Raw genomic sequence first — 24698 nt, forward strand, 5'->3', positions numbered from 1 at the left:
AATTATTTAAGGCTCGCTTGAAAGTGTTTTTTAATATCGTCATCAAGCGGAATGAGCTCCTTAACTTGAATATCAAGAGGGTCATCAATATTCACATCAAAGCGAAGTTCATATTCGCGATTAGGCACAAACGCTCTGGTGTTGATTAACTGGTTTGCGTAATCCAGATTGATGCGAATTGGTTGTTTGTTAAAAGGAATATCAGTGTTTAAACCGATACCACGCTGTTGAAACTTCTCAACGTCAACTTCTTCAACCGCACGAAGAACTGAAAGCTCCGCGAACTCCATACCCGATTTCGGGAACTTCTTAATAACTACTGCTGTAATTGTTGGCATAGCCTTGACTCTCCAAAGTTAAGGATTTGAGATGAGCGTAAGCGTCCGGTACGCCTAGCTCGTTAAAATTTGTTCGTCTGTATTTTTCGGGAATAAGCATTCCAAACGCTTCCCCTAAGTCACCCTCAGTCATCGCAATGACCTCAGATAACGCTTTACCGCACTGGCGACGAGCCCAAGCGATACGGGAGAAAAACTCCAAACCTTGAGCCTTTTTGTTCTTGGAAAACTTGACGGGCTCAGACGGTTCAATACTGGCGGAAAAATCACAGAGACCAGCAAAAGCCGAAGCAGGAGAGGCGAGCATATCGACGTCGCACTTTTTCAGTTCAACTTCATTTCGATACCAAATGACCTCAGGGTCAGTAATTTTTTGCTCCAACTTTTTGTTGTAAATGCGCCAATAAACGGTTGAAGAACGTGAACCTACTATCGTTGCTTCTTCCATTAGCTCACCAGATTCAGTAATGCGCTTATGTGGAACCATTGAGGGACCACGACCACGCTTAGCCGTACGAAACGCACCGTTGTAAAAACATATTTCTGCATAGCCACAGTCAAAAACTCCCGTGTAATCATCGACAGCCAAGTCAAGACGGGCGAGGCGAGTAACACCAAGAACCGTAGCTAACCAGAAATGTATTTTCTTATGCGTGGTGTAATCAAAAAGCTTGGTACAGCCAGTACCGTTGATTTGGACGAATACCGTGTCATTGTTGCCACCAATACCAACCAAACCACATTCAACGGTTCCCGTCTTATCAAGAATCACCATCGAATCTTGATAGCCATGCAAGCCACGGCCACGCATAGGCGATAAACGAAAGCCGAAAATCTTTGACATGAATTCATCAAAGCGATGCGAGAGCACTTTACGAACCTTGTCTTTATGACGATCCATAGCGCTTTCAATGGCATCTGGAGTGCTAGAAGTAGGTTGACGAAACTCAGGCATCTGCAAGTTAATGAAATCTTGGTCATTTGACTTATCAAGATGGCGTAAATCACCGTAGTTAAACGTAAAAGCCAAGTGGTCAATTTTGACTGGGCGTGTTTCATCTTTAAATTGCATGAAAGACCCCCTTTAATAGCAATTCGTTGTAATTTTCGTCTGTAATTTCAACCAGTTGATAAGCATCGTTGCCGTAGTGGATGTGTAAAAACTGGTTGAATTCAGCTTGGTTTTTAAAGAAATGGTGACCCCAAGGAAAATACACATTGATTCCGATTTGGGGCTCATTATCGAAATAAATGGAATCCATGATTACGCCTCTAATTTCGCGTTAACAGCATGAATAAGACGTCGAGTCATTTCGCAATCAGCTAAAGCTCGATGAGCCGCTAAATCTGACACATCCACATTTTGTTGAAAGCATGCGTTAGTTAGAGACTGCCACTTGTAGTTTTCATGGTAGTCATTCCAGTCACCGTAAAACTCCGCGTACCAAAGCATTGCGCACTGAGGAACGCAGAATTTGAGTAACATTTCTTGAACTGATGCAACGTAAGCGTCGTTACAGTGCTTTTGTAGTGACTGGATGATAAGGCGCGTATCAAAATCTGAGTTGTAGATGATGATTGGACGACCATTGAGAAGTGGGAGAAAACGAGTTGAAAACACCATATGAAAATCAGATGCGTTTTTGACATCTTCGTTTGTGATGCCATGGATAGCCGTTGCATCCACAGGGATAGAGCACGTTGGTTTTACCAACTCATTGACAATAACTTTACCAGTCTCTGCACAGATAGCAGTGAACTCGACAATCTCTGCATTGGAATCAAGACCCGTAGTTTCAGTATCGAGAATAATCGCGTTTTTCGTTTTTAGCTTTTTCATGGCCAACCACCTTGACTAGTTGAGTGAGCGACCGCCAGAGCCAAGACGTAAGCGTCAAGGGCAAACGCCCCAAGCTAAGGCGGTCTTAATTACGATTTGTCGTAAGTGTAATTACGGATTTTCGTAATTGCTAGATGCGAATTTCCGTAATTACTAAGCTAAAATCAAGAAAACGGAGGTAGTCCCATGTATCAAAGTGAGCTGTTAGATGCCTACAAAAAGGCGAAAAACTACGTACAAGACAAGCAAATCGCACACGATTTGAATGTAAACGCGTCCAGAATCAGCGAAATGAGAAAAGGAAGACGCTATATATCTGATTCAGAAGCAGTTTTTCTAGCGGAGAATTCAGGAATTGACCCAGAGATAGCTTTGTTGGGATGTCACGCTGATCGCAACGAAAATCCACACATAAAAGGAATGTGGGAAAACATTGCAAAAAAGTTTAACGGGCTAGGATTATCAAGTATTTCAATGATTTGTGGCATGTTTGCGTTGTGGCTTGGCGACCTTAAAGTAGCTATAGCTAAGTGCGCATTATATGTGTTATGTTAAATCATATATAGCCGTACGCTAAATATTGTCTGAGTATGCTCCTATTCCCCTGCAGATTTTAAATTTAAGGGCCTTACTGTGAGCATTAAACATAATGGTTATTTACCATAAAATACTTAATATAGATCTTAATAATCTATCGATTGTTAAGATCTATATTAACGCCTTTTTACTTATTGAAATGACTGTATAGCTTCAAAGATATCTTGTCTTCTAACTGGCTTGGAAATGAATCCGTCCATACCGGCATCCAGGCATTTATCTCTATCGCTTTCTAGCGCATGTGCAGTTAACGCTATAATCGGGGTCCTGAGACCTTTATCTCGAATAAGTCTTGTTGCGGTAATTCCATCCATCACTGGCATCGAGACATCCATGAGAATCAAATCGATTAAATCCTCATTCTCTTCTAAAAATGTTAATGCCTCTGCTCCATGGCTTGCGATATGAACATTATGGCCAAGCTTATTTAAGATAAGCTTTATTACGAACTGATTCGACTCGGTATCTTCTACGACGAGAAGTTCCATTGCTTTTGTCGGTTGATTGGTTTCGATTCTAACTGGACGACTTTGATTACAACGAGTCAAAACTGGAATCGAAATCGTAAAGGTTGAACCAACATGCTCATCACTTTTAACGGCAATCTTGCCACGCATCATTTCGACTAAATGCTTGGTTATTGCGAGCCCCAGTCCTGTACCACCGAAGCGTCTCGTGATGGAACGGTCTCCTTGATGAAATGCCGTAAACAAGTGCTCTTGCTTTGCTTTAGATATACCAATTCCAGTGTCAGATATTGAGATCACAAGTTCAGCATCTTGCTCAGATACAGAAACTTTTACTTCACCTTCGTCTGTAAACTTTATTGCATTCCCTATTAGATTAAACAGAATTTGAGATAACCGCGTGGAGTCAATCCAAAATTGTTTGTCATTAGTGACAGTACAGTTGAGCTTGAATTTAAGATTTTTCTTCTTAGCGATTTGTTTTTGCTGAGAAATAACAAAAGTGACAGTGTCTCTTAAGTTAATCCATTGTTCATTGAGCTGAAAGCGACCTGACTCGATTTTAGAAAGATCAAGAATGTCACTGATTATCGCGAGAAGTAACTCTGCAGAGCACTCCATTTGGCTCAATGCATCAATTTGTTCTTCTGACAAGGTTGATTGCTTCAGTATATCTAGCATTCCAAGAACGGAATTTAAAGGGGTTCTTATTTCATGACTCATCATCGCTAAGAACTCCGACTTAGAGCGGTTCGCAAGCTCTGCTTCTTCTCTTGCTTTAGCGAGCTGAGTTGTTCTTACTTCAACGATACGTTGTAACTTCTCTTTGGTCTCGATATCAATGACCGCCCTTTCAATTAAGGGACGAAACCGCCTCAAGGTTTCCTTATTCTCTATGCTAAAGTGCCCTTTCTGAGCTCCAATAAGTAGGATTACGGTTTGCGTTACTTCTGAACGTATACCAGTTAAAACGACCGAGTTTACATGGCTTTTTATAAAGCTGTTTAAGTTAACAAACTCAGCGAGTTTATCTGGCTCGAACAGCAGAATGCATTCACCATTGAGAGCTCTCTGATAGGTGTTACCGTGTAACCAGGATACATTATCAAATACGCTATTAGTTGATATCAATGTTCTGAAGGGATATCGTTCACCATCACGAGTCAGTACAATAAAATCATCGAAGTTGATGTACTTTTTGAGGACATTGTTTAATCCCGTAAATATCTCATGCCGATTCTTTGCCTCACTCATCGCAGATATCGCGGAAAGAATGGCCTTGTTTTCATCGGCGAGTAGTCGTTCTCTTTGTCTAGCCTGCTTTAGCTCAACTAACGCTTCTTGAAGCGCTTCCTGTTGATATATGTCTAAGTATTTATCTTTCATAAGGTTTATGGAATATAGCCGATGAAATCATCAGGTTTCCATGTCCATTCTCACCACCAATAAATCTACCTTGCTCGCCGAAAGTAAAAGGGCAAATAAAAGGCAAATGTTCTAGTTCTTGGTTAATTTGTTCACAAACGCTATTCATGTCTTGCATTAAGTGCAACATGGGACCTGCGCAAAAGATATTTATCACTCCAATTTTTCGAGACTCTTCTAATTTTTGGTTAAAAGCGGCATTGACGACTTTTGCAGCGCGCGCAACGAGATGCTCACGACTTCCTTTCATTAATGTGAGCTCGTCACCCTCTTCTATTCGTGTAAACAACTCGATTCCACCATCTTGCGTCTCACGGATCGGATGGGATAACTTGTAATATGGGCGATCATAGAGATGACCTGCGATCCGCCCTAATGGATAAGCACTCGAGTTTGTAAACAGCATATTATCTTTACCTACTTGGTTATCCTGGTGATTTGTCCACCTTCTATAAACATTGAGCGCAGGTTCGTTATCAATTTCAAGTAAGCATCTATCGTTGGTCTTGGTTGCAACACCTTTGATATTAGTTGGTGTATGTCCAGCGCTAAAAGCGATATCAACAGGTTGAGAGGAGTAAAAGAGAGTTAAGCTTAAACCTGAAGTTTGAGAGCCTTGGGCGGTTATCACAGACCATTTCCCAGCGATGTTATTATCAGCGGCCGAACCACCAATAATTGGAATTAGAGTTCCAAATCTTTCATCTATAGACGCAATGATTGATTCCTCTTGCCCTGGTGTAGCATGAAGTAGAATTAAGTTTGGTACTTCTCCTACACGGTTTGCGTTCTCAAGGGCCATATCCAAAGCCTTGGTGACGCTGTCACCTGAGTTGTGATTAGAAATACCAGTACCATAAGCATGAGGACCTGTATCATAAACAGCAAGTGCCGCAATTACTGGGCCTGTATGAAAGCCCTGATCTGTCATTACGGCTTGACATGAACTGGCGCCATGAAAAGGCACACCAGGAAAATGCGCAAGAAACGCTTCTCGAATCAACTCAAAATTGTATTCTTCCGTGTAGTAACACATCACGTAAGACAAGCTCTGTTGTGTCAATTCGGACCTGAGCGTTTTTATCGCTGAGTCTTCATCTTTAATATGAGTAAAAACTGATTGGCAATGCATACGATTTTATAATTGGATATCACTCTGCTGTTATACCATTCCAACCAATTTTCTCTAGGTAAGAAGGTGTTAATTTCATTAATAAGTTACGATTATCTCGTGATAGATCGTATTTATAATTGAACTACAACAATGTTTTCACCTTTTTTAAAGGTGATTTTTTTCGATTCAGGCATGATGTCCCATTCTACTGACTTATGCTTCTCATTGAGATTGATAAAATTACCAGATTGATTTAGATCAATTTTTAGAGTGCTACTTTCTGTTGTTTCGAGCGAAATTCCCATTGAGTCACGATTAATCGTGATTATTTCTCCTTCAATTGTTACATCGCATCGTTCTTTTTGTGAACAGTCAACGCTATTAACACTCTCGTGTGTAAAGGTACGCCAGAAAAATGCGCCTATTAAAACACTGAGCATGATTAAGATTTGTGCAAGTCGCGCCTTTGTTAACTTTTGTGCAGGCATAATTACTAATATCCTTGTTACAAACTTCAAACTTTTTAAATAAAAAATGATTTCCAGAGGTCCAGTAAGGTTACTACCCTGTCATTGAATTGTTAATTCAAGTATAGTGTCACGCTGAAAATGCCACTTTTTATTAAAGTCAGCAATGGAAATAAGGTGATGATAACACTTGAATTCTAGAGTTTACTTGGGTGGTGTTACGACGCAAGTCGTGTTGGAAGTAAAAGTGTAGTTAATTAGAAATTGGAAGCATGCAAATGAGCCAAGTAAAGCAGCTTGAACAAAACTACAACTATACAGTCGTTCGCCAATTTACCCTTGTGACCATTTTATGGGGCATAGTTGGTATGGCTGTTGGTGTTTTGATTGCCGCTCAATTAGTTTGGCCACAGCTAAACTTTGATACGCCGTGGTTGACGTACAGTCGCTTACGTCCACTGCATACTAATGCGGTAATTTTTGCGTTTGGTACCAGTGCTCTGTTCGCAACGTCTTATTATGTTGTACAGCGCACATGTCAAACACGTCTTTTTGGTGGCCCACTCGTTGCCTTCACCTTTTGGGGTTGGCAAGCAATCATCCTGGCAGCAGCCATTACTTTGCCTCTCGGTTTAACATCGGGTAAAGAGTATGCTGAGCTAGAATGGCCTATTGATATCGCAATTGCGCTAGTATGGGTATCATATGCGGTGGTGTTCTTCGGCACACTGGTGAAACGAAACACGTCACACATATATGTGGCAAACTGGTTCTTCGGTGCCTTTATTATCACAGTAGCAGTACTTCACATCGTGAACAGCATGGCTATTCCTGTGTCACTCGGTAAATCTTACTCGATTTACTCGGGCGCAGTGGATGCGATGGTTCAGTGGTGGTATGGACACAATGCGGTAGGTTTCCTACTGACCGCTGGTTTCCTAGGTATGATGTACTACTTCGTTCCTAAACAAGCTGAACGTCCTGTTTATTCTTACCGTCTATCTATCGTTCACTTCTGGGCACTTATTTCTCTATATATTTGGGCAGGCCCTCACCACCTTCATTATACAGCGCTACCAGACTGGACTCAGTCTCTAGGTATGGTTATGTCGCTGGTTCTATTTGCTCCTTCTTGGGGTGGTATGATCAACGGTATTATGACGTTATCTGGTGCATGGCATAAGCTTCGTTATGACCCTATCCTACGTTTCCTAATCGTTTCACTGTCGTTCTACGGTATGTCTACCTTTGAAGGCCCGATGATGTCGATTAAGACGGTTAACGCACTTTCTCACTACACAGACTGGACCATTGGTCACGTTCACTCTGGTGCGTTAGGTTGGGTTGCGATGGTTTCTATCGGCTCTGTATATCACTTGGTACCTCGCCTATTTGGCCAAGAGCGTATGTACTCTGTTGGTCTAGTTAATGTGCATTTCTGGCTAGCAACAATCGGTACCGTTCTTTACATCGTTGCGATGTGGATCTCTGGTGTAATGCAAGGTCTTATGTGGCGCGCGGTTAACTCTGACGGTACGCTAACTTACAGTTTTGTTGAATCTGTAGAAGCGTCTTATCCGTTCTACTTTGTACGTTTCCTAGGCGGATTTATCTTCCTATCTGGTATGTTCCTAATGGCATACAACACGTACAAAACGGTAAGTGCACCTAAAGAAAGCCTAAAAGCTATCCCACATCCGGCATAAGGAGATTTAAGAATGAGTAATAATTCTAATAATCGCCATGAAATCTTAGAACGTAATGTCGGTTTGTTGGCTATTTTTATCGTGTTTGCTATCAGTTGGGGTGCTCTTGTAGAGATCACTCCTCTGATTTTCCAAAAGCAAACGACTGAACCTGTAGAAAATCTGCGCGCTTACACTCCTTTGGAGATGGAAGGCCGTGATATCTATATCCGTGAAGGTTGTAACGTCTGTCACAGCCAGATGGTTCGTCCTTTCCGCTCAGAGACTGAACGTTACGGTCACTACTCTGTTGCTGGTGAGAGTGTTTGGGAACACCCATTCCTTTGGGGCTCTAAGCGTACAGGCCCGGATTTAGCTCGTGTTGGTGGTCGTTATTCTGACGAATGGCACCGTGTTCACCTGTTAGATCCTCGTGAGCTTGTACCTGAGTCAAACATGCCAGGTTTCCCGTGGCTAGCTGAAAACGTTTTAGACGGTAAGCTAACTCAGAAGAAACTTGAGCTATTTCGTGATCAGTTCGGCGTTCCATACACTGATGAAGAGATCGCGAATTCGGCTAAAGAAGTAGAAGGTAAAACAGAGATGGATGCAATCATCGCTTACCTTCAGTCTCTTGGTCATGCAATGAAGTAAGGGGATCATATGGATTTCGGTACAATTCATAGTATTTATACCGTTGTACTCTTCGCTAGTTTTATTGGCATCGTATGGTGGGCATTTAGTAAAAAGCGTAAAGCACGCTTTGAAGAAGATGCCAACTTGGTGTTTGCTGACGAAGAACAAAAGACCCCTAATAACCAAGGAGTGAAGAAGTAATGACTACATTCTGGAGTCTCTGGATTATCGTGATTACTGTCGGTACGCTAGTAGGCTGTGCGATTCTCCTGACTTGGTGCGCTAAAGATAAAATGGGCGTCGAGGAAGGGGAAGACATGGGCCACGAGTACGATGGTATTCGCGAGCTAAACAACCCTCTACCAAAGTGGTGGACTTACCTGTTTGTAAGCACATTTGTGTTCGCAGCAGTTTACCTTGCCCTATTCCCAGGTCTAGGTAGCTTCAAGGGCTTTTTAAACTGGCAGAGTTCGGCTCAAACCGTTCGCTCACTAGAAGAGTCAAAAGAAGCCATCGCTGCAGCACAAGAGAACAAGCAACTAAACCAATATGCAAAAGAACTGGATGATGCCGACGCTTACTTCGGCGAAGCATTCCGTAAACTTGCGCACAATGACAGTGGTCTACGCCCAATTCCTGAAATTGCGCAAGATCCTGAAGCATTAAAAGTTGGTCAGCGTTTGTTTTTGCAAAACTGTTCTCAATGCCATGGCTCTGATGCACGTGGTCAGAAAGGCTTCCCTAACCTGACTGATGATGCATGGCTATATGGTGGCGAGCCAGCAGCGATCGTTACAACCATCATGCACGGCCGTATTGGTCAAATGCCAGCATGGAAAGATGCCCTTGGTGAGCAAGGTGTTCAAGAAGTTGTAAGTTACACACTTAGTCTATCTGGTCGTAAAGTAAATGCTCGTGAAGCCGCGGCAGGTAAAGCACGCTTCGTAGTGTGTGCTGCTTGTCATGGTACCGATGGTAAGGGTAACCCTGCAGTCGGTGCGCCTGACCTTACAGACCAAGACTGGTTATTTGGTGACTCTCGTGCAGCTGTAACAGAAACCGTAATGAACGGACGCTCAGGCGTAATGCCTGCGTGGAAAGACATTTTGGGTGAAGATAAAGTTCAGCTCGTTGCCTCATATGTCTGGAGTTTAAGTAACTCAGAGAGTAAGTAACTGAGATATTACGTAACATAGCAATAACAGCCCCTTTCATAGGGGCTGTCTTTCCTTTAAATTTAACGCCTTACATTTTTTCATTTAGCTGTTGAGAACTTTTTTATGGTAAAGCCTTGGTATAAACAATTTTGGCCGTGGTTCCTAATCATCCTTCCTCTTACTGTCGTAGTTTGGACTGTGATTACTGTGGTCGTTTTCTCGAACAACTCTGTTTCTTTAGTCGCCGAGGATTACTATAAAAAAGGCAAAGGCATTAATATCGACATTAGTAAAATGAATGTCGCTCGTGACCTAGGTCTTAACGCTGAGATTTCCTCTGAAAATAACAATGTTGTGATTGTTTTCGCTAAAGGGAAGCTACCTCATTACCCTGCTCTAACGGCCACTTTCACTCATCGTACTCTTCCTGATCGTGACTTCACAAAGCTTGTAACAGCGGATGCATCTGGTAATTACCGACTAAAAGCTGAGGAATCTATTCAAGGACCATGGTTTGTTGAACTACAACCACACGACAAGCAATGGATGATCCAAGGTAAAGTTGAGTTTCCTGCCTCTTCAACACCGTTAATGAAGTAAGCATATGTGTAAATCCTGTTATCACTGCGGTGAAGATGTACCAGCCAACACGGATTTCAAAGTAGAAATATTGGGTGAAATTCGCGACATGTGTTGTCCGGGCTGCGAAACTGTGGCGCAGACTATTGTCGATAGTGGTCTTGTATCATATTACCAATACCGCACTGCGCCTGCAGAAAAGGCAGATCTAGTACCAGAGCAACTCCAAGCTTTAATTCATTATGACAATGCGGATGTACAATCTGAATTCGTACGAAATCGCGAAAATGTTTCTGAAGTAACCCTTTCTTTAGAAGGCGTTTCATGTGCTGCTTGTGCGTGGTTAATCGAAAAGCAAGTTTCCAATACAGCCGGGTTGGTATCTATTCGTGTTAATACAACCACCAATCGAGCGTTACTAGCCTGGGATAAAACTCAGGTACGGTTAAGCGAGCTCCTTTCCGTTATTCATAAACTTGGTTACAAAGCTGCACCTTTTGAAGCAGATAAGCAAGAAGCCTCTTACCATCGAATGATGAAGCAATATCTATATCGGCTAGGTATTGCAGGTTTAGCAACCATGCAGGTCATGATGCTCGCCGTTGCACTGTATCTCGAAGTCTTTGGTGATTTAGAGCCAGAGTTTAAAAGTTACTTTCGTTGGGTAAGTTTGATTTTTGCTACTCCTGTTTTGCTTTATTCCGCTCTTCCATTTTACTTAAACGCATGGCGCAGTATCAAAGGCCGAACCCTTGGTATGGATGTCCCGGTTTCTATCGCGTTGATCTTTGCCTATGTTGCAAGTTTAGTTGCAACAGTAACTGAACAAGGCGAAGTCTTCTTTGAATCTATCTCGATGTTTACCTTCTTTTTGTTAGTAGGTCGATTCTTAGAGATGCGCGCTCGTCGCAAAGCTGCTGCAGCGAGTGGTAACCTTCTTAAGTTGATTCCTGCAATTGCTACAACGCTGGACGGTGATCAGATACCCGTGAAGACGCTAAAAGTTGGCGATCGTATTCGCGTTCTACCTGGTGAACATATCCCCGCTGACGGTAAAGTTATTTCAGGCCGTATTCATATTGATGAATCCATGCTAACGGGCGAGTCAGTGCACGTTGTGAAACGAGAAGGCGATATTGTTTATGCAGGAACGCTAAACGGAGACGAATCATTTGAACTTGAGGTAGTAAGCTCAAAGGCCGATTCAATGATTGCTAACATCGTGCGTTTACAAGATGAAGCTCAACACTCCAAACCTAAAATTGCGGAAATTGCAGACATTGTCGCCCGTTACTTTGTTGGTGTGATTCTTATTATCTCTGCTGGTACTTGGTTTTACTGGCATCAAACAAAACCAGATGATGCGTTTTGGATCATGCTGTCTGTGTTAGTCGCTACGTGTCCATGTGCGCTATCTCTGGCTACACCGACCGCACTCACTTGTGCTACCTCTAGAATGGGTAATTTTGGCATTTTACTTCGTAAAGGCCATGTGTTTGAGACATTATGTAAGATCAACCACTTAGTTGTAGATAAAACAGGCACTCTAACGAAAGGTGATATTGAGATCTGTGAAACAAAGGTACTTAGTGATCTCCCACAGAAAGATTGTTTATCACTAGCTGCAGCTTTAGAGGCTCATGCAAACCACCCTATCGCTCGTTCTTTTGCAACTTTCACCAATGATGACTTTATCGTGTCTGATGTGCAAAACGTGATTGGTTCAGGGATTGAGGGTATGTGGAATGGCAAAATCGTTAAGATAGGTAGTGCTGCTTTTGTTCAAGGCAAAGAAAGTGGTGAAAGCCAGGCGGTCTATCTGTCGGTTGATGGCAAGCATGTCGCTAGCTTTTACTACCGCGACCCTATCCGAAAAGAAAGCAAAGCCTTTATTCAACGTTTTGCTGACGCTGGAATTAAGACAACCCTGCTAACAGGTGATTCTCTCTCAAACGCCCAACCAGTGGCGAATGAAATTGGTATCGATCACATCGTCGCGTCAGCAAAGCCAGAAGATAAGCTTGCATACCTTAAGAGCTTGGACGAAAACAGTATCACTATGATGGTTGGTGATGGAATCAATGACGCGCCGACTCTCGCCGGAGCTCACCTTTCTGTCGCAATGGGCGGTGGTACAGATGTCGCTAAAGCTTCTGCAGATATGACGTTACTTGGGGATAATCTCGAAAAGCTACTAGAGGCACGTTTGCTTGCACTGCGTACAAGAAAGATTATTCGAGAAAACTTGGCTTGGTCTTTGGGTTACAACCTGTTAATTTTGCCTTTGGCGGTCGCAGGTTTAGTGGCTCCCTACATTGCAGTAGTTGGCATGTCTGCAAGCTCAATTATCGTTGTATCTAACTCTTTGCGCCTGCTCAAAGAGAAATAAGTAGAGAAAGCAAACATGGAAAGTCTTTATATATTGATTCCCATCGCTATCGTTCTCGTTTGTGTTGCTGTCGCCGTTTTTCTTTGGGCGGTAAGAAGCGATCAGTTTGAAGATCTTGAACGGCAAGGGCACAACATTCTTCTCGACGAAGAAGACCAATCTAATAGTGATAAAAAGTAGCGACCTTTATGACTCCTGATTTTATCGGTGCGTTGATGATCGGCTTAGTAGGAGCCGGTCATTGTATGGGTATGTGTGGTGGTATCGCGTCTCTACTTACCATGGGCTCTTCTGCTAAAAATAAAACCACCCCTCTTATCCCCCTCTTCTACAACCTCGGACGATTGTTCAGTTATACCTTAATAGGTGCATTAGTGGGTGGTGCTATATCAGGTTTATCTGAGCTTAGTGGGTTAACGCACTCTCTTGCTTGGTTAAGGCTGATTGCTGCGTTATTCATGATCCTGGTCGCGCTGTATATTGCTAAATGGTGGCAAGGCTTACTTTTAATAGAAAAGCTAGGGCAGTATCTCTGGCGCTTTATCTCGCCGGCAGGGAAGAGTTTGTTACCATTAAAGCATCCTCTTCACGCGTTGCCATTTGGCTTTATTTGGGGTTGGTTACCATGTGGTTTAGTTTATTCAGCGCTTACTTGGTCGGCGGTTTCTGGTAGTGCGATGAACGGCGGCCTAATTATGCTTGCGTTTGGGCTCGGAACGCTACCTGCAATGCTTATTATTGGATACGGTGCCAATCATTTTCAGAAATTACAAAAATCATTAATATTTAGAAATATTTCAGCATTAATCCTTATTGGCTATGGTACGTATACCGCTGTAGGAGCCTTAGCGTTACTCGGTTTCATATAACGTTAAACTCTATTGAGGTGACATTTTTGCTACCCTTTAGGATTAAGCGATGCTAAAATATTGATGTATATCAAATAGTGAAAGGTTGTTATGATTTCTGAAAAACCTGCAACAAAGCGTATCCAATCAGGCGGTTGCGCCATTCATTGCCAAGATTGTAGCATTAGTCAACTGTGTATCCCGTTCACTCTAAATGAGGCAGAACTTGACCAGCTTGACCAAATCATCGAACGTAAGAAGCCTATTCAAAAAGGACAAGAGCTTTTTAAGGCCGGTGATGAGCTAAAATCGCTATACGCTATCCGCTCTGGTACCATCAAGAGCTATACGATCACAGAGCAAGGTGATGAGCAAATCACAGCGTTTCACTTAGCTGGAGACTTAGTCGGTTTCGATGCTATCACTGGTGACTCCCACCCTAGCTTTGCTCAAGCACTCGAAACGTCGATGGTATGTGAAATCCCATACGAAATTTTAGACGATCTATCGGGTAAAATGCCTAAGCTTCGCCAGCAAATCATGCGTTTGATGAGTAACGAAATTAAAGGTGATCAGGAAATGATTTTGCTTCTTTCTAAAAAGAACGCAGAAGAGCGACTAGCTGCTTTCCTTTACAACCTATCAACGCGTTTTTCTCAGCGTGGCTTCAGCCCTAGAGAGTTTCGTTTAACTATGACTCGTGGTGATATTGGCAACTACCTTGGTCTTACAGTCGAAACGATCAGTCGTTTGTTAGGTCGTTTCCAGAAATCTGAGATCCTAAGCGTAAAAGGTAAATATATCACTATCTTAGACCACGATGCATTGATGGAACTTGCTGGTGTAACTAAAGAATAATACACCCTAATTATTGATGTAGCTCGAAAATGAGCTACATCATATTTCTCATAAATTCCTTTCGAAAGTCCTCAAAAAGTTCTCCAAACTAAGCTACAGTAAAAATGTACGGTGAGTACTCCAAAATACTGATTTAATTTACATTCAGTATCTGGTTTTGCAATAGAAGTGGGCTTAGTTATGAGTATATACAGTAAGATCCTTGTTGTAGCTGACATCAATAATGATGAGCAGCCCGCACTTGCAAGAGCTGTTCAATTAGCTCAGAAAAGTGTATCTAGAAGCCGAATCACTTTCTTTTTATCCATTTACGATTTCTCGTATGACATGACGTCAATGCTATCAGTGGATGAAAGAGATGCTATGCGTCGAGGTGTCATTCATCAGCGTGAGCAGTGGATGCGTAAAATTGCTCAACCATACCTAAACGATGGCTTCGACTTTGATGTTTGTGTTGTCTGGCACAACCGCCCTTATGAGGCGATTATTGCTGAAGTCTATGCAGGCAATCATGACCTAGTCATCAAAGGCACACGTAAGCATGATGTTTTAGAGTCTGTCATTTTCACACCGACAGATTGGCACTTGTTGCGAAAATGCCCTATTCCAGTGCTTCTTATCAAGAATGCTGCTTGGCCGGAACAAGCAAGTATCCTTGCCTCAGTACATGTGGGCTCAGAAAACCCGACTCATATTGATCTCAACGATACGATGGTCGAGCGATTAAAAGAAATCACCACTCGGCTTGAGGCCAAGCCATATCTTGTTAACGCCTACCCCGTTACACCGGCGAACATTACGATTGAACTTCCTGAATTTGACCCAACGACTTATACCGATGCAGTGCGAGGTCATCATTTAACGGCTATGAAAGCACTACGCCAAAAACATGGTCTTGATGAAGAACAAACGATAGTTGAGCAAGGTTTACCTGAAGATGTCATTCCGGCAGCTGCAGAGCGCTTGAACGCTGCAATGGTTATTTTAGGTACTACAGGGCGAACTGGGCTTTCTGCTGTCTTTATTGGTAATACAGCGGAGCACGTGATTGATAAAATAAATTGCGATGTGTTGGCTCTAAAACCAAAAGGCTACATTAGTCCTCTCGATCCAAATACAGCAACCTAATCTCTCCTTAGTATTGCTATGTATTGAGCGCTTTCAAATAAGCGCTAATAAATCCCCCGAATACAGGGGGATTTTTTTTGGGAACAGTTAAAGCGTTGGGTACAAAAAAGGAGGTCTAATTGACCTCCTTTTTTACGGGTTAGATGTTCGTAACATCGATGAACATTGATTCATCAATATTCGTCGAAGAAACGACAGCCTCATTAAATTCATACTCTTCGCGGTTACCTTCACGATCTAGCGGTAAGTTAACAAAGTCGAACAATTCCCGGTCTGCTAGTTGGCTTGGGCTTACGTTTTGAATTGATTTAAAAATCGCTTCCACACGCCCTGGCGTCTTCTTATCCCATTCAATCAACATTGCTTTTATAGATTGACGCTGAAGGTTCTCTTGAGAGCCACAAAGGTTACACGGAATAATTGGGAAATCCTTGTGCTCAGCGTATTTGATCAAATCTTTTTCACGACAGTAAGTCAATGGACGAATGACCACGTTACGACCATCATCAGAGCGTAGCTTTGGTGGCATCGCTTTAAGGCGAGAGCCGTGGAACATATTCAAGAACATTGTTTCGACGATGTCATCCATGTGATGACCTAGCGCAAGCTTAGTTGCACCAATCTTCTCTGCAAATGAATACAGCGTACCACGTCGCAGGCGTGAACACAGACCACAAGTGGTTTTGCCTTCTGGTACCTTCTCTTTTACGACGGAGTACGTGTCCTTATCGACGATATAGTAAGGGATATTCAGTGTTTCGAAATACTCTGGCAGAATGTGCTCAGGGAAGCCCGGTTGTTTTTGGTCTAGGTTTACCGCAACCACTTCAAATTTGATCGGTGCGGCTTTTTGAAGATTCAGCAGGATATCAAGCATCGCGAATGAATCTTTACCACCGCTAATACATGCCATTACAACATCGCCTTCTTCGATCATGTTGTAATCAGTAATGGCATTTCCAACATGTCTTCTTAGGCGTTTCTGAAGCTTGTTGAATTCTAGGGTTTCTTTTCTTGTATCTATTTGGTTCATTGCGGGCTCTCACATCGCCGATAAATCGACTAGGACTTCCTAACATGGGTTTCTTTGGGGCGTGGATTATACGAGCTTTTTACGCAGGATTAAATGCTTGTCTTATTGAGTCTTTAAGAAAAGAGTGTGAAAGATACTTTAGTTACGGTCAAAATTAAAAAAGAGCTGCGATTGCAGCCCTTTCTAAACGTTCAGTGTTCATTTCTTTGCGTTAGGTAGATAAGGTAACACTCGCATCGTCGGTTCTGGTAGTGTCATTGTGCCACCTTGCCCTATTTCACTTAGTGCGACTTGTATCTTGCCATTGACAATTGGCTTTTCGGTTCCGTTTGAGAAAATCACTTTATCATTCAGTTGATTTGCAAACTCCATCGTCACACCTTGAACTTCCGGTGTAAACCAACCCGCAAACATACCGCCTAAATCTTCCAGCATCGTCTGCATTTGAGGTAGAAGAGGCTTAAGTTGGTCGTAAGAAACGTTACCCTGTAATGGTTCTTTGGTCATCACGACAAGTGAGTAATCGCAACGTGTATCTTTTGGGGTATCGACAAAAACCAACGGATTTGCTGACTTTAAGTTTTTATCAACTGGTAAAGGCAACTCTTGTGAAGCAGGGATAACAAACTCTTCATAGTGCTCTTCTTTTTCCATCCAAGCTTTTTCTATCGTACAAATTTGCTTAGTTTTTGCGTCCACAAAAAAGACACCAACTTTCACATCGTCATGCCCTTCTTTATTGTTGTTTTTTAGTTGAGTGTATAACTTTGAGTACGTGAACATGTACTCTTGAGCTTGGGTTATCGGCGATACAAGAATTAGCGCCGCACTTCCCAATAGACTTAGGCTTAACTTTTTCATTTTATCCGTTATTTTATTGCGTCCAGTAGGCGTTGTTATGACGAATCATAGCGCGAAGATCGTGTACATAGGCGATGCCACGTTCAGAATAGGCTAGCAACCCATGCGTTAACTCTGACGCGGTTGCAACCGTTAACAAGCCCTTGTTCTTTTCAGCCAGAGATGTTCTGATTTCACGCAGGTCTGCATACGCTGGGTTTCGATTAACATTCATAAAGTAGCCATGAACAGACTGTTGTACAGAGTCGAATTTTTCAACTTCATGAACTTTGTTAGCGCCACGTTGCGCTGGAACAATTCCACAGCCCTTTTTATAACACCATTGGCCAAACAAGTTGTTTGCTTGAGTAGCAAAACGAGAAGTGCCCCACGCAGATTCATTTGCCGCTTGAGTTAGAACCAAGGCTTCAGGTAAGACGTTCACTCTCACAAGCATCTCGTCTAGCCATGCTTGATCAATCTTATCGTTACTCAAGGGCAACGAATACAGAGATGATAACCGCTGAGCATACTCTTGTTGTTCTTGCGTCACTTGTCCCACCTTTAAAGAGGTAAGAAAGGCCCGCTCATGACGAATTCGTTGATTCTCAAGAGCAATTTTAGGCCTTAAAAAATCAAAAAAAGCAGCTTTTTTCTCTTTCGTATCTTTTATTGAATTGAAGTCTGGGATATCACCGATGTATGGCAAGTGTGATAAATCGACATGCTTAATCTTGCCAGAGAGTACGTCAGGATTTTCCACATATTTAAACTGTTTCTCGTAGTGTAAATATGGGCCTATAGAAATAAAAGTGGCGGCTATACAGGTTGCCGCCACTCGTAAACTTATTGATTTCAAAGAATTAGGCATCAAACACCTGTGAGTTACCATCGTGATCATTATCGTTTTTCTGTGTTGTAACGATCTTAAGCTTAATTCCAAACATTTCGCGGTAGAGTATGCCTTTCAAATGGAAGAAGAATGGCAGCACAAAAATCAAGCCAATACCGTAGAACATTGCTGCAATAATAAACATTAACATCACGCCTAAGTAAAGCCCCGCGACCACAAAAATCTTCTTGTTGATTGCGCGAAGTGATAACAGCAACGCTTGCATTGGTGGCACCCTTTTCTCACAAATCAACAAGATAGAGTGACTAAATGCCAAGGAAAGATACAGCGACAGTAAAGGAAAAATCATACCAACCACACCTTGTAGCATTAAGCTCATGAGCGTTGCTAGGATAACAGGAATGGTGAACTGCAACCCCTTTCCAACATGGCGCAACTTAGTCTTTAGGCCAGCGACATGACTCATAGCCATCAAACTTATCCCCGCATAAATTGGGGCGCTAATCACCTCATAACTGAAATTCGCGACATAAATAGAAGACACAATATCGTTTGTGAACGACTCTGGGTTCTCAAACGCATCAAGAATAACGGTCAAATCGCCCAACTGCAGTTTTAATGCAATATAGAAAATACCTAACTGGACAAAAAGCAATACAATAATGGCAGGAGAAAATGATAAAAAGTGCTGGATGGTTGCTCGCCAAGCTTCGTTAAAAACCGCGCCAGCTTTAAGCTCGTAGTTGCCAGACAAAGCTCGCTCTACACTCCCCCCAAGATTGAAATCTTTCTCAAAATCGTCGTTCATAGTTTATCCAAGACTAACTTGTAAAATTTTGACTGGAATTCCAGTCAATTAATGTAATCGTCATTATAAAGAAATCTTTCCACATCTAACATCACAACTCACCTACAATCCTTGCAATCTCAACTGTATGGTTGATAATTAACCACTTTCAAGGTCATGAAATTGAAACAATTGTTGAACAAAGTTTAGTGCTATCAAACTGTGTCTAGATGCCAATTAATCTCATAAAAACAGTATGGTAAGGAATGATGGCTTTTTCCTGCAAAATTATTTCTGTTTCAAGATAAGAAAATGCTTTAATTTCACACTTTTGGTGATTATGATGCGCGCCTCAAAAGTGAATGGTTAGTGTCACATCAGCTGGGATAATCCCGGCTTGAACGTGGGGGAAATACAGACGTTGAACGCAAAACCGCAAGCAGGAAAGCCAGTTATTCGTTTATCTGGTATTAGTAAAAGTTTCGATGGTAAGGAAATCATCGGTAATTTAAATCTGGATGTTAATCATGGTGAATTTCTGACGATTCTCGGGCCTTCTGGTTGTGGTAAGACAACAGTTTTACGCATGATTGCAGGTTTTGAAACGGCAGATAACGGTCAAATTATTTTGGATGACCAGGATGTAACACAGGTTCCTGCGGAGCAAAGGCACGTCAACACGGTATTTCAAAGTTACGCATTGTTTCCACACATGACCGTATATGAGAATGTCGCTTTTGGTCTTCGTATGCAGAAAACACCTACTGCGGACATTGAACCACGAGTAATGGAAGCGCTACGCATGGTGCGCCTAGAAAAAATGGCACAGCGTAAGCCTCATCAGCTTTCTGGTGGTCAGCAACAACGTATCGCCATTGCGCGTGCGGTTGTTAACAAACCAAAAGTACTGCTGCTAGATGAATCTCTATCTGCACTTGATTACAAACTGCGTAAGCAAATGCAAATCGAGCTTAAACAGCTTCAGCGTCAACTTGGTATTACCTTTATCTTCGTTACGCACGATCAGGAAGAAGCCCTATCGATGTCTGACCGCATTATTGTTATGCGCGACGGTGTTATCGAACAAGATGGCTCTCCACGTGAGATTTACGAAGAGCCGAAGAACCTATTTGTTGCTCGCTTTATCGGTGAGATCAACGTATTCAACGCAACAATGCTAGAGCGTATCGACGAGAAACGTATCCGTGCAGAAATCGAAGGTGTCGAGTCTGTTGTTTACTACGATCAGGAAGCGCAAGCAGGTGAAAAACTGCAAGTACTACTTCGCCCAGAAGACTTACGTATCGAAGAGATCAAAGAGTCTGAAGAAAAAGGCATCGTAGGTCACGTAACAGAGCGTACCTATAAAGGTATGACGCTTGATTCAGTTATCCAATTGGATTCAGGCATGCGTGTAATGGTTAGCGAATTCTTTAACGAAGATGATCCTGATGTGGACCACTCACTTGGCCAGAAAGTCGCTATCACTTGGGTTGAGAGCTGGGAGGTAGTCCTCAATGATAAGCAAGAAGATTAATCTTCAAAACGCGATCATTACCTTAATCGTCGGTTGGTTAACACTTTTCGTGTTGGTACCAAATGTGATGATTATCGGTACGAGTTTCTTAACGCGTGATGAAGCAAACTTAATCGAAATGACATTTACTTTCGACAACTACTTACGTCTACTCGATCCCTTGTATGCGAAAGTGCTGATGCACTCGTTCTACATGGCGATTGTGGCGACGTTGTTGTGTTTAGTAATTGGTTACCCATTTGCTTACATCATAGCGAAAATGCCAGAGAAATGCCGCCCATTCATGTTGTTCTTAGTTATCGTACCTTTTTGGACAAACTCTCTTATCCGTACTTACGGCCTGAAGATTGTTCTGGGTACACAAGGTATTTTGAACAAATCATTAATGGCGATGGAAATCATCGATAAGCCATTACGTATTATGTACACCGAAACAGCAGTAATGATTGGCCTTGTGTACATCCTGCTTCCATTTATGATTCTGCCGCTTTACTCGGCAATCGAGAAGTTGGACAACACTTATATCGAGGCGGCGAAAGATCTTGGTGCGAACAAGTTCCAAACCATTACGAAAGTGATTCTACCTCTTACAATGCCTGGCATTATCGGTGGTTGTTTGTTGGTTCTGCTACCAGCACTAGGTATGTTCTACATCTCTGACCTTCTTGGTGGTGCGAAGAACCTACTGATTGGTAACGTTATTAAGAGCCAAGTATTGAACGCTCGTGACTGGCCATTTGGTGCTGCGACCAGTATCGCCCTCACCTTCGCAATGGCTGTGATGCTTTACGCTTACTACAGAGCGGGCAAACTATTGAATAAGAAAGTGGAGCTAGACTAATGGGACGCACAGTTAGATTTAGCTTTATGGCGCTGGTGTATGCATTTTTGTATCTGCCAATCATCGTCTTAATTGTTAACTCATTTAATGCCAACAAATTTGGTATGAAATGGGGTGGTTTCACCACGAAATGGTACGAAACCTTAGTAAATAACGACAGCCTAATGCAAGCTGCATGGCATTCATTGAACGTAGCGGTATTCTCAGCGACAGCAGCAACCATCATTGGTAGCTTAACGGCCGTTGCCCTATTCCGTTACTCGTTCAAAGGTAAAGGTGCGGTAAACGGCATGCTGTTTGTCGTGATGATGTCTCCCGATATTGTAATGGCGATTTCATTACTTGCTCTGTTCCTAGTATTAGGCGCACAGCTTGGCTTCTGTACACTATTGATTGCTCACATCACCTTTTGTCTACCATTCGTTGTGGTAACTGTATACAGCCGCTTAAATGGCTTTGATGTGAAAATGTTGGAAGCAGCAAAAGACCTTGGTGCAAGCGAGTGGGTTATCTTGAAACAGATCATCCTTCCTCTCGCTAAACCAGCGGTTGCCGCAGGTTGGTTATTGAGCTTTACCCTGTCTTTGGACGATGTGATCATCAGCTCGTTTGTAACGGGTCCAACATACGAAATCTTGCCATTGAAGATTTACTCCATGGTTAAGGTGGGCATTTCACCGGAAGTGAACGCCCTAGCAACGGTGATGTTGATTGTTTCTTTGGTCTTGGTAGTAATTTCTCAGTTGCTAGCAAGAGAAAAAGTGAAGTAGAATCCGCACCTGTTAACATCACGAAACAGAATGGTTACATGCCATTCTGTTTTTCTATCTATCGTCCAAAATTGGACAACGTTTGGTTTGGAGCTAACGTCAATGAAAAAATGGGCTACTCTATTAGCTGGTAGTGCATGTGCGCTTTCTCTGTTCTCTGGTACAGCGACAGCGGATGATAAAGAACTAGTATTTATGAACTGGGGTCCTTACATCAACAGTAATATCCTAGAGCAATTTACTAAAGAAACTGGCATCAAAGTGATCTACTCGACTTACGAGTCGAACGAAACTTTGTATGCAAAGCTAAAAACTCATAACCAAGGTTATGATCTAGTAGTACCTTCAACGTACTTCGTGGCGAAGATGCGTGACGAAGGCATGCTACAAAAGATCGATAAGACTAAGCTGAAAAACTTCGGCAACCTAGATAAAAACTACCTAGACAAGCCTTACGATCCAAGTAACGACTACTCTATTCCACACGTTGTTGCGATTACAGGCCTAGCGGTTAACGCAGACATGTACGACCCAAAAGACTTCCAAAGCTGGGCTGACCTATGGAAGCCTGAGCTTGAAGGTCAAGTAATGTTGATGGACGACACTCGTGAAGTATTCCATATCGCTCTACGTAAACTTGGCTACTCAGGTAACTCAAAAGACCCTAAGCAAATCGATGAAGCGTACGCTGAGCTACAAAAGTTGATGCCTAACGTTTTAGTTTTTAACTCTGACAACCCTGGCGCACCTTACATGTCTGGTGAAGTGGGCGTTGGTATGCTTTGGAACGGTAGCGCTGCAGCCGCACAAAATGAAGGCCTGAACCTTAAACTCGTTTTTCCTAAAGAAGGTGGTATCGGCTGGGTTGATAACTTCGCTATCTCTTCCGGTGCGAAGAACGTAGAAGCCGCTCACAAGATGATCGACTTCCTACTGCGCCCAGAAATCGCAGAGCAAATCTCTCGTGATACTGGGTACCTAACGGCGGTGGAGGAATCGAATGCTAAGTTTAAAGACGTTGCCCCACTATTCCCTTCTCAAGAAGACCTTGACCGCGTTGAATGGCAAGATGCGGTTGGTGATCTAACCGTTAAATACGAAGATTACTTCCTCAAGCTGAAAGCGGGACAATAATCTAGCTTGTGTAACAAGTCATCAACCATAGGAAAATAGGCAGCAATACGCTGCCTATTTTTGTCTTAGGCTGATATAATCGCGCGTTGCTAGGTTTATTTGTCTTGGTATCATAGATTTATCGTCTCATAACAAGGAGACAACGATATTCAAGCTAAATGAACATATTTGTGCTTACTGCGATTTGGCTCAACTTGATAACTCCAGCTAGTATTGACTTGTCCAATCGCGAAACAAAACGGAAAACAAATGAAAAGTAAATTCTACGCAAGCGCTCTATGTGCAGCGACGCTCATCGCTACCCCTGCAATGGCTGCTGATCAAGAACTGTATTTCTACAACTGGTCGGAATACATTCCAAACGAAGTTCTTGAAGACTTTACAAAAGAAACCGGAATCAAAGTTATTTACTCTACATACGAATCTAACGAGAGTATGTACGCAAAACTAAAAACTCAAGGTTCTGGTTACGACTTGGTAGTACCGTCTACCTATTTCGTCTCTAAAATGCGTAAAGAAGGCATGCTACAACAGATCGACAAAGAGAAATTATCTCATTTTGCCGATCTTGATACTAACTTCCTAAACAAACCGTTCGATCCGAACAACAACTACTCTATCCCATACATTTGGGGTGCGACCGGTATTGGTATCAATGCTGACATGCTAGACAAGTCATCGGTTTCTAAATGGGATAATTTTTGGGATAGTAAGTGGGAAGGTCAACTAATGCTGATGGATGATTCTCGCGAAGTATTCCACATTGCATTGACTAAGCTTGGTTACTCACCAAACACGACTAACCCAGAAGAAATCAAAGCCGCTTACGAAGAACTGAAAAAGCTAATGCCAAACGTATTAGTATTTAACTCAGACTTTCCTGCAAACCCTTACCTTGCGGGTGAAGTTTCACTAGGCATGCTTTGGAACGGTTCTGCATACATGGCTCGTCAAGAAGGCGCGAACATCGACATCATCTGGCCAGAAAAAGGCACTATCTTCTGGATGGACAGCCTAGCAATTCCAGCTGGTGCGAAGAACGTTGACGCAGCTCATAAGATGATCGATTTCCTACTACGTCCTGAGAACGCAGCTAAGATTGCACTTGAGATTGGTTATCCTACGCCAGTTAAAACGGCACACGATCTGCTACCGAAAGAATTTGCTAATGATCCAAGCATCTTCCCACCACAAGAAGTGATGGACAGCGGTACTTGGCAAGATGAAGTTGGCGAAGCGAGCGTAATGTACGATGAGTACTTCCAAAAGCTAAAAGTGAACAACTAATTCGTTAGTTTTGACCCGTCCTGATATGGGTTGACACTTTTTAACTAAAACGCTCGATGTACTTCATCGGGCGTTTTGTATTTTAAAG

General features: G+C 42.5%; 27 protein-coding genes. 16 read left to right on the forward strand and 11 right to left on the reverse strand.

Annotated features, from left to right (window positions below; translation table 11 throughout):
* Positions 1-2: 2 nt before the first annotated feature.
* From R7Q47_RS11170 to R7Q47_RS11185, 4 genes are read right to left on the reverse strand one after another with little or no spacing between them, the layout of a single operon-like run.
* The gene (locus R7Q47_RS11170) at positions 3-338 is read right to left on the reverse strand and encodes a DUF1293 domain-containing protein (protein ID WP_043852786.1); all 336 of its coding nucleotides are present in this window, start codon (positions 336-338) and stop codon (positions 3-5) included.
* Positions 310-1410, reverse strand: coding sequence for a replication initiation factor domain-containing protein (locus tag R7Q47_RS11175; protein WP_318088982.1), 1101 nt, complete (start codon positions 1408-1410; stop codon positions 310-312). Before R7Q47_RS11175 ends, R7Q47_RS11170 begins: the two co-directional genes overlap by 29 nt.
* Positions 1400-1600, reverse strand: a complete 201-nt coding sequence (locus R7Q47_RS11180; RefSeq protein WP_256913370.1) for a hypothetical protein — start codon at positions 1598-1600, stop codon at positions 1400-1402. The genes R7Q47_RS11175 and R7Q47_RS11180 overlap by 11 nt, the downstream gene beginning before the upstream one ends.
* 2 nt (positions 1601-1602) lie before the next feature.
* Positions 1603-2178: a 3'-5' exonuclease gene (locus R7Q47_RS11185; protein WP_170892722.1), complete on the reverse strand. Its 576-nt coding sequence runs from the start codon at positions 2176-2178 to the stop codon at positions 1603-1605.
* Between the two features lie 186 nt (positions 2179-2364).
* Here R7Q47_RS11185 and R7Q47_RS11190 point away from each other — a divergent pair, with 186 nt between their 5' ends.
* Positions 2365-2733: a DUF3693 domain-containing protein gene (locus R7Q47_RS11190; RefSeq protein ID WP_086584047.1), complete on the forward strand. Its 369-nt coding sequence runs from the start codon at positions 2365-2367 to the stop codon at positions 2731-2733.
* 173 nt (positions 2734-2906) lie between these two features.
* Here R7Q47_RS11190 and R7Q47_RS11195 read toward each other — a convergent pair whose 3' ends face one another.
* The 3 genes from R7Q47_RS11195 to R7Q47_RS11205 form a co-directional block, all read right to left on the reverse strand.
* The gene (locus R7Q47_RS11195) at positions 2907-4628 is read right to left on the reverse strand and encodes an ATP-binding protein (RefSeq protein WP_154204585.1); all 1722 of its coding nucleotides are present in this window, start codon (positions 4626-4628) and stop codon (positions 2907-2909) included.
* Entirely contained in the window at positions 4618-5799 is a 1182-nt protein-coding gene (locus R7Q47_RS11200; RefSeq protein WP_151514797.1) for an FIST signal transduction protein, read from the reverse strand. Before R7Q47_RS11200 ends, R7Q47_RS11195 begins: the two co-directional genes overlap by 11 nt.
* 113 nt (positions 5800-5912) lie before the next feature.
* Positions 5913-6269 carry a hypothetical protein gene (locus R7Q47_RS11205; protein WP_005377473.1) on the reverse strand — a complete coding sequence of 119 codons (357 nt, stop codon included), beginning with the start codon at positions 6267-6269 and terminating at the stop codon, positions 5913-5915.
* A gap of 257 nt (positions 6270-6526) precedes the next feature.
* On the opposite strand from R7Q47_RS11205, the gene ccoN reads away from it, so the two are divergent.
* From ccoN to uspE, 10 genes are all read left to right on the forward strand, one after another.
* Positions 6527-7954 carry a cytochrome-c oxidase, cbb3-type subunit I gene (gene ccoN, locus R7Q47_RS11210; RefSeq protein WP_005396488.1) on the forward strand — a complete coding sequence of 476 codons (1428 nt, stop codon included), beginning with the start codon at positions 6527-6529 and terminating at the stop codon, positions 7952-7954.
* Between the two features lie 12 nt (positions 7955-7966).
* A complete protein-coding gene (gene ccoO / locus R7Q47_RS11215; RefSeq protein WP_005377475.1) occupies positions 7967-8587 on the forward strand; it encodes a cytochrome-c oxidase, cbb3-type subunit II in 621 nt (206 codons plus the stop codon).
* Between the two features lie 9 nt (positions 8588-8596).
* A complete protein-coding gene (locus R7Q47_RS11220; RefSeq protein ID WP_005377485.1) occupies positions 8597-8770 on the forward strand; it encodes a cbb3-type cytochrome oxidase subunit 3 in 174 nt (57 codons plus the stop codon).
* The gene (gene ccoP / locus R7Q47_RS11225) at positions 8770-9744 is read left to right on the forward strand and encodes a cytochrome-c oxidase, cbb3-type subunit III (RefSeq protein ID WP_005377487.1); all 975 of its coding nucleotides are present in this window, start codon (positions 8770-8772) and stop codon (positions 9742-9744) included. The genes R7Q47_RS11220 and ccoP overlap by 1 nt, the downstream gene beginning before the upstream one ends.
* A gap of 105 nt (positions 9745-9849) precedes the next feature.
* Entirely contained in the window at positions 9850-10326 is a 477-nt protein-coding gene (locus R7Q47_RS11230) for a FixH family protein (RefSeq protein WP_005377489.1), read from the forward strand.
* A 4-nt stretch (positions 10327-10330) separates the two neighbouring features.
* Complete coding sequence (locus tag R7Q47_RS11235; RefSeq protein ID WP_318088983.1) at positions 10331-12694, forward strand: heavy metal translocating P-type ATPase; 2364 nt, start codon at positions 10331-10333, stop codon at positions 12692-12694.
* A gap of 15 nt (positions 12695-12709) precedes the next feature.
* A complete protein-coding gene (gene ccoS, locus R7Q47_RS11240) occupies positions 12710-12874 on the forward strand; it encodes a cbb3-type cytochrome oxidase assembly protein CcoS (RefSeq protein ID WP_005377493.1) in 165 nt (54 codons plus the stop codon).
* 8 nt (positions 12875-12882) lie between these two features.
* Positions 12883-13563, forward strand: coding sequence for a sulfite exporter TauE/SafE family protein (locus R7Q47_RS11245; RefSeq protein ID WP_064353933.1), 681 nt, complete (start codon positions 12883-12885; stop codon positions 13561-13563).
* 90 nt (positions 13564-13653) lie between these two features.
* Entirely contained in the window at positions 13654-14400 is a 747-nt protein-coding gene (locus tag R7Q47_RS11250; RefSeq protein ID WP_005377497.1) for an FNR family transcription factor, read from the forward strand.
* A gap of 180 nt (positions 14401-14580) precedes the next feature.
* Positions 14581-15528, forward strand: a complete 948-nt coding sequence (uspE, locus tag R7Q47_RS11255; RefSeq protein WP_005377500.1) for a universal stress protein UspE — start codon at positions 14581-14583, stop codon at positions 15526-15528.
* A 139-nt stretch (positions 15529-15667) separates the two neighbouring features.
* Here the strand turns inward: uspE and ttcA are convergent, their stop codons facing one another.
* From ttcA to R7Q47_RS11275, 4 genes are all read right to left on the reverse strand, one after another.
* The gene (gene ttcA, locus R7Q47_RS11260) at positions 15668-16561 is read right to left on the reverse strand and encodes a tRNA 2-thiocytidine(32) synthetase TtcA (RefSeq protein WP_005377502.1); all 894 of its coding nucleotides are present in this window, start codon (positions 16559-16561) and stop codon (positions 15668-15670) included.
* Between the two features lie 198 nt (positions 16562-16759).
* Positions 16760-17422, reverse strand: a complete 663-nt coding sequence (locus tag R7Q47_RS11265) for a DUF2987 domain-containing protein (protein ID WP_005389171.1) — start codon at positions 17420-17422, stop codon at positions 16760-16762.
* Positions 17423-17435: 13 nt separating this feature from the next.
* Positions 17436-18272 carry a glucosaminidase domain-containing protein gene (locus R7Q47_RS11270; protein ID WP_017634900.1) on the reverse strand — a complete coding sequence of 279 codons (837 nt, stop codon included), beginning with the start codon at positions 18270-18272 and terminating at the stop codon, positions 17436-17438.
* The gene (locus R7Q47_RS11275; protein WP_005377508.1) at positions 18265-19062 is read right to left on the reverse strand and encodes a hypothetical protein; all 798 of its coding nucleotides are present in this window, start codon (positions 19060-19062) and stop codon (positions 18265-18267) included. The genes R7Q47_RS11270 and R7Q47_RS11275 overlap by 8 nt, the downstream gene beginning before the upstream one ends.
* A 400-nt stretch (positions 19063-19462) precedes the next feature.
* On the opposite strand from R7Q47_RS11275, the gene potA reads away from it, so the two are divergent.
* The 5 genes from potA to R7Q47_RS11300 all read left to right on the forward strand — a co-directional run bounded on the left by potA (position 19463) and on the right by R7Q47_RS11300 (position 24610).
* Positions 19463-20578, forward strand: a complete 1116-nt coding sequence (potA, locus tag R7Q47_RS11280) for a spermidine/putrescine ABC transporter ATP-binding protein PotA (RefSeq protein ID WP_017634901.1) — start codon at positions 19463-19465, stop codon at positions 20576-20578.
* Complete coding sequence (potB, locus tag R7Q47_RS11285) at positions 20559-21419, forward strand: spermidine/putrescine ABC transporter permease PotB (protein ID WP_154204586.1); 861 nt, start codon at positions 20559-20561, stop codon at positions 21417-21419. The genes potA and potB overlap by 20 nt, the downstream gene beginning before the upstream one ends.
* Entirely contained in the window at positions 21419-22189 is a 771-nt protein-coding gene (gene potC / locus R7Q47_RS11290; RefSeq protein ID WP_318088984.1) for a spermidine/putrescine ABC transporter permease PotC, read from the forward strand. Before potB ends, potC begins: the two co-directional genes overlap by 1 nt.
* Positions 22190-22291: 102 nt before the next feature.
* Complete coding sequence (locus R7Q47_RS11295; RefSeq protein ID WP_149191784.1) at positions 22292-23323, forward strand: extracellular solute-binding protein; 1032 nt, start codon at positions 22292-22294, stop codon at positions 23321-23323.
* A gap of 249 nt (positions 23324-23572) precedes the next feature.
* Entirely contained in the window at positions 23573-24610 is a 1038-nt protein-coding gene (locus R7Q47_RS11300; RefSeq protein ID WP_318088985.1) for an extracellular solute-binding protein, read from the forward strand.
* Positions 24611-24698 lie beyond the last annotated feature (88 nt).

Source organism: Vibrio sp. Vb0349 (assembly GCF_033338975.1).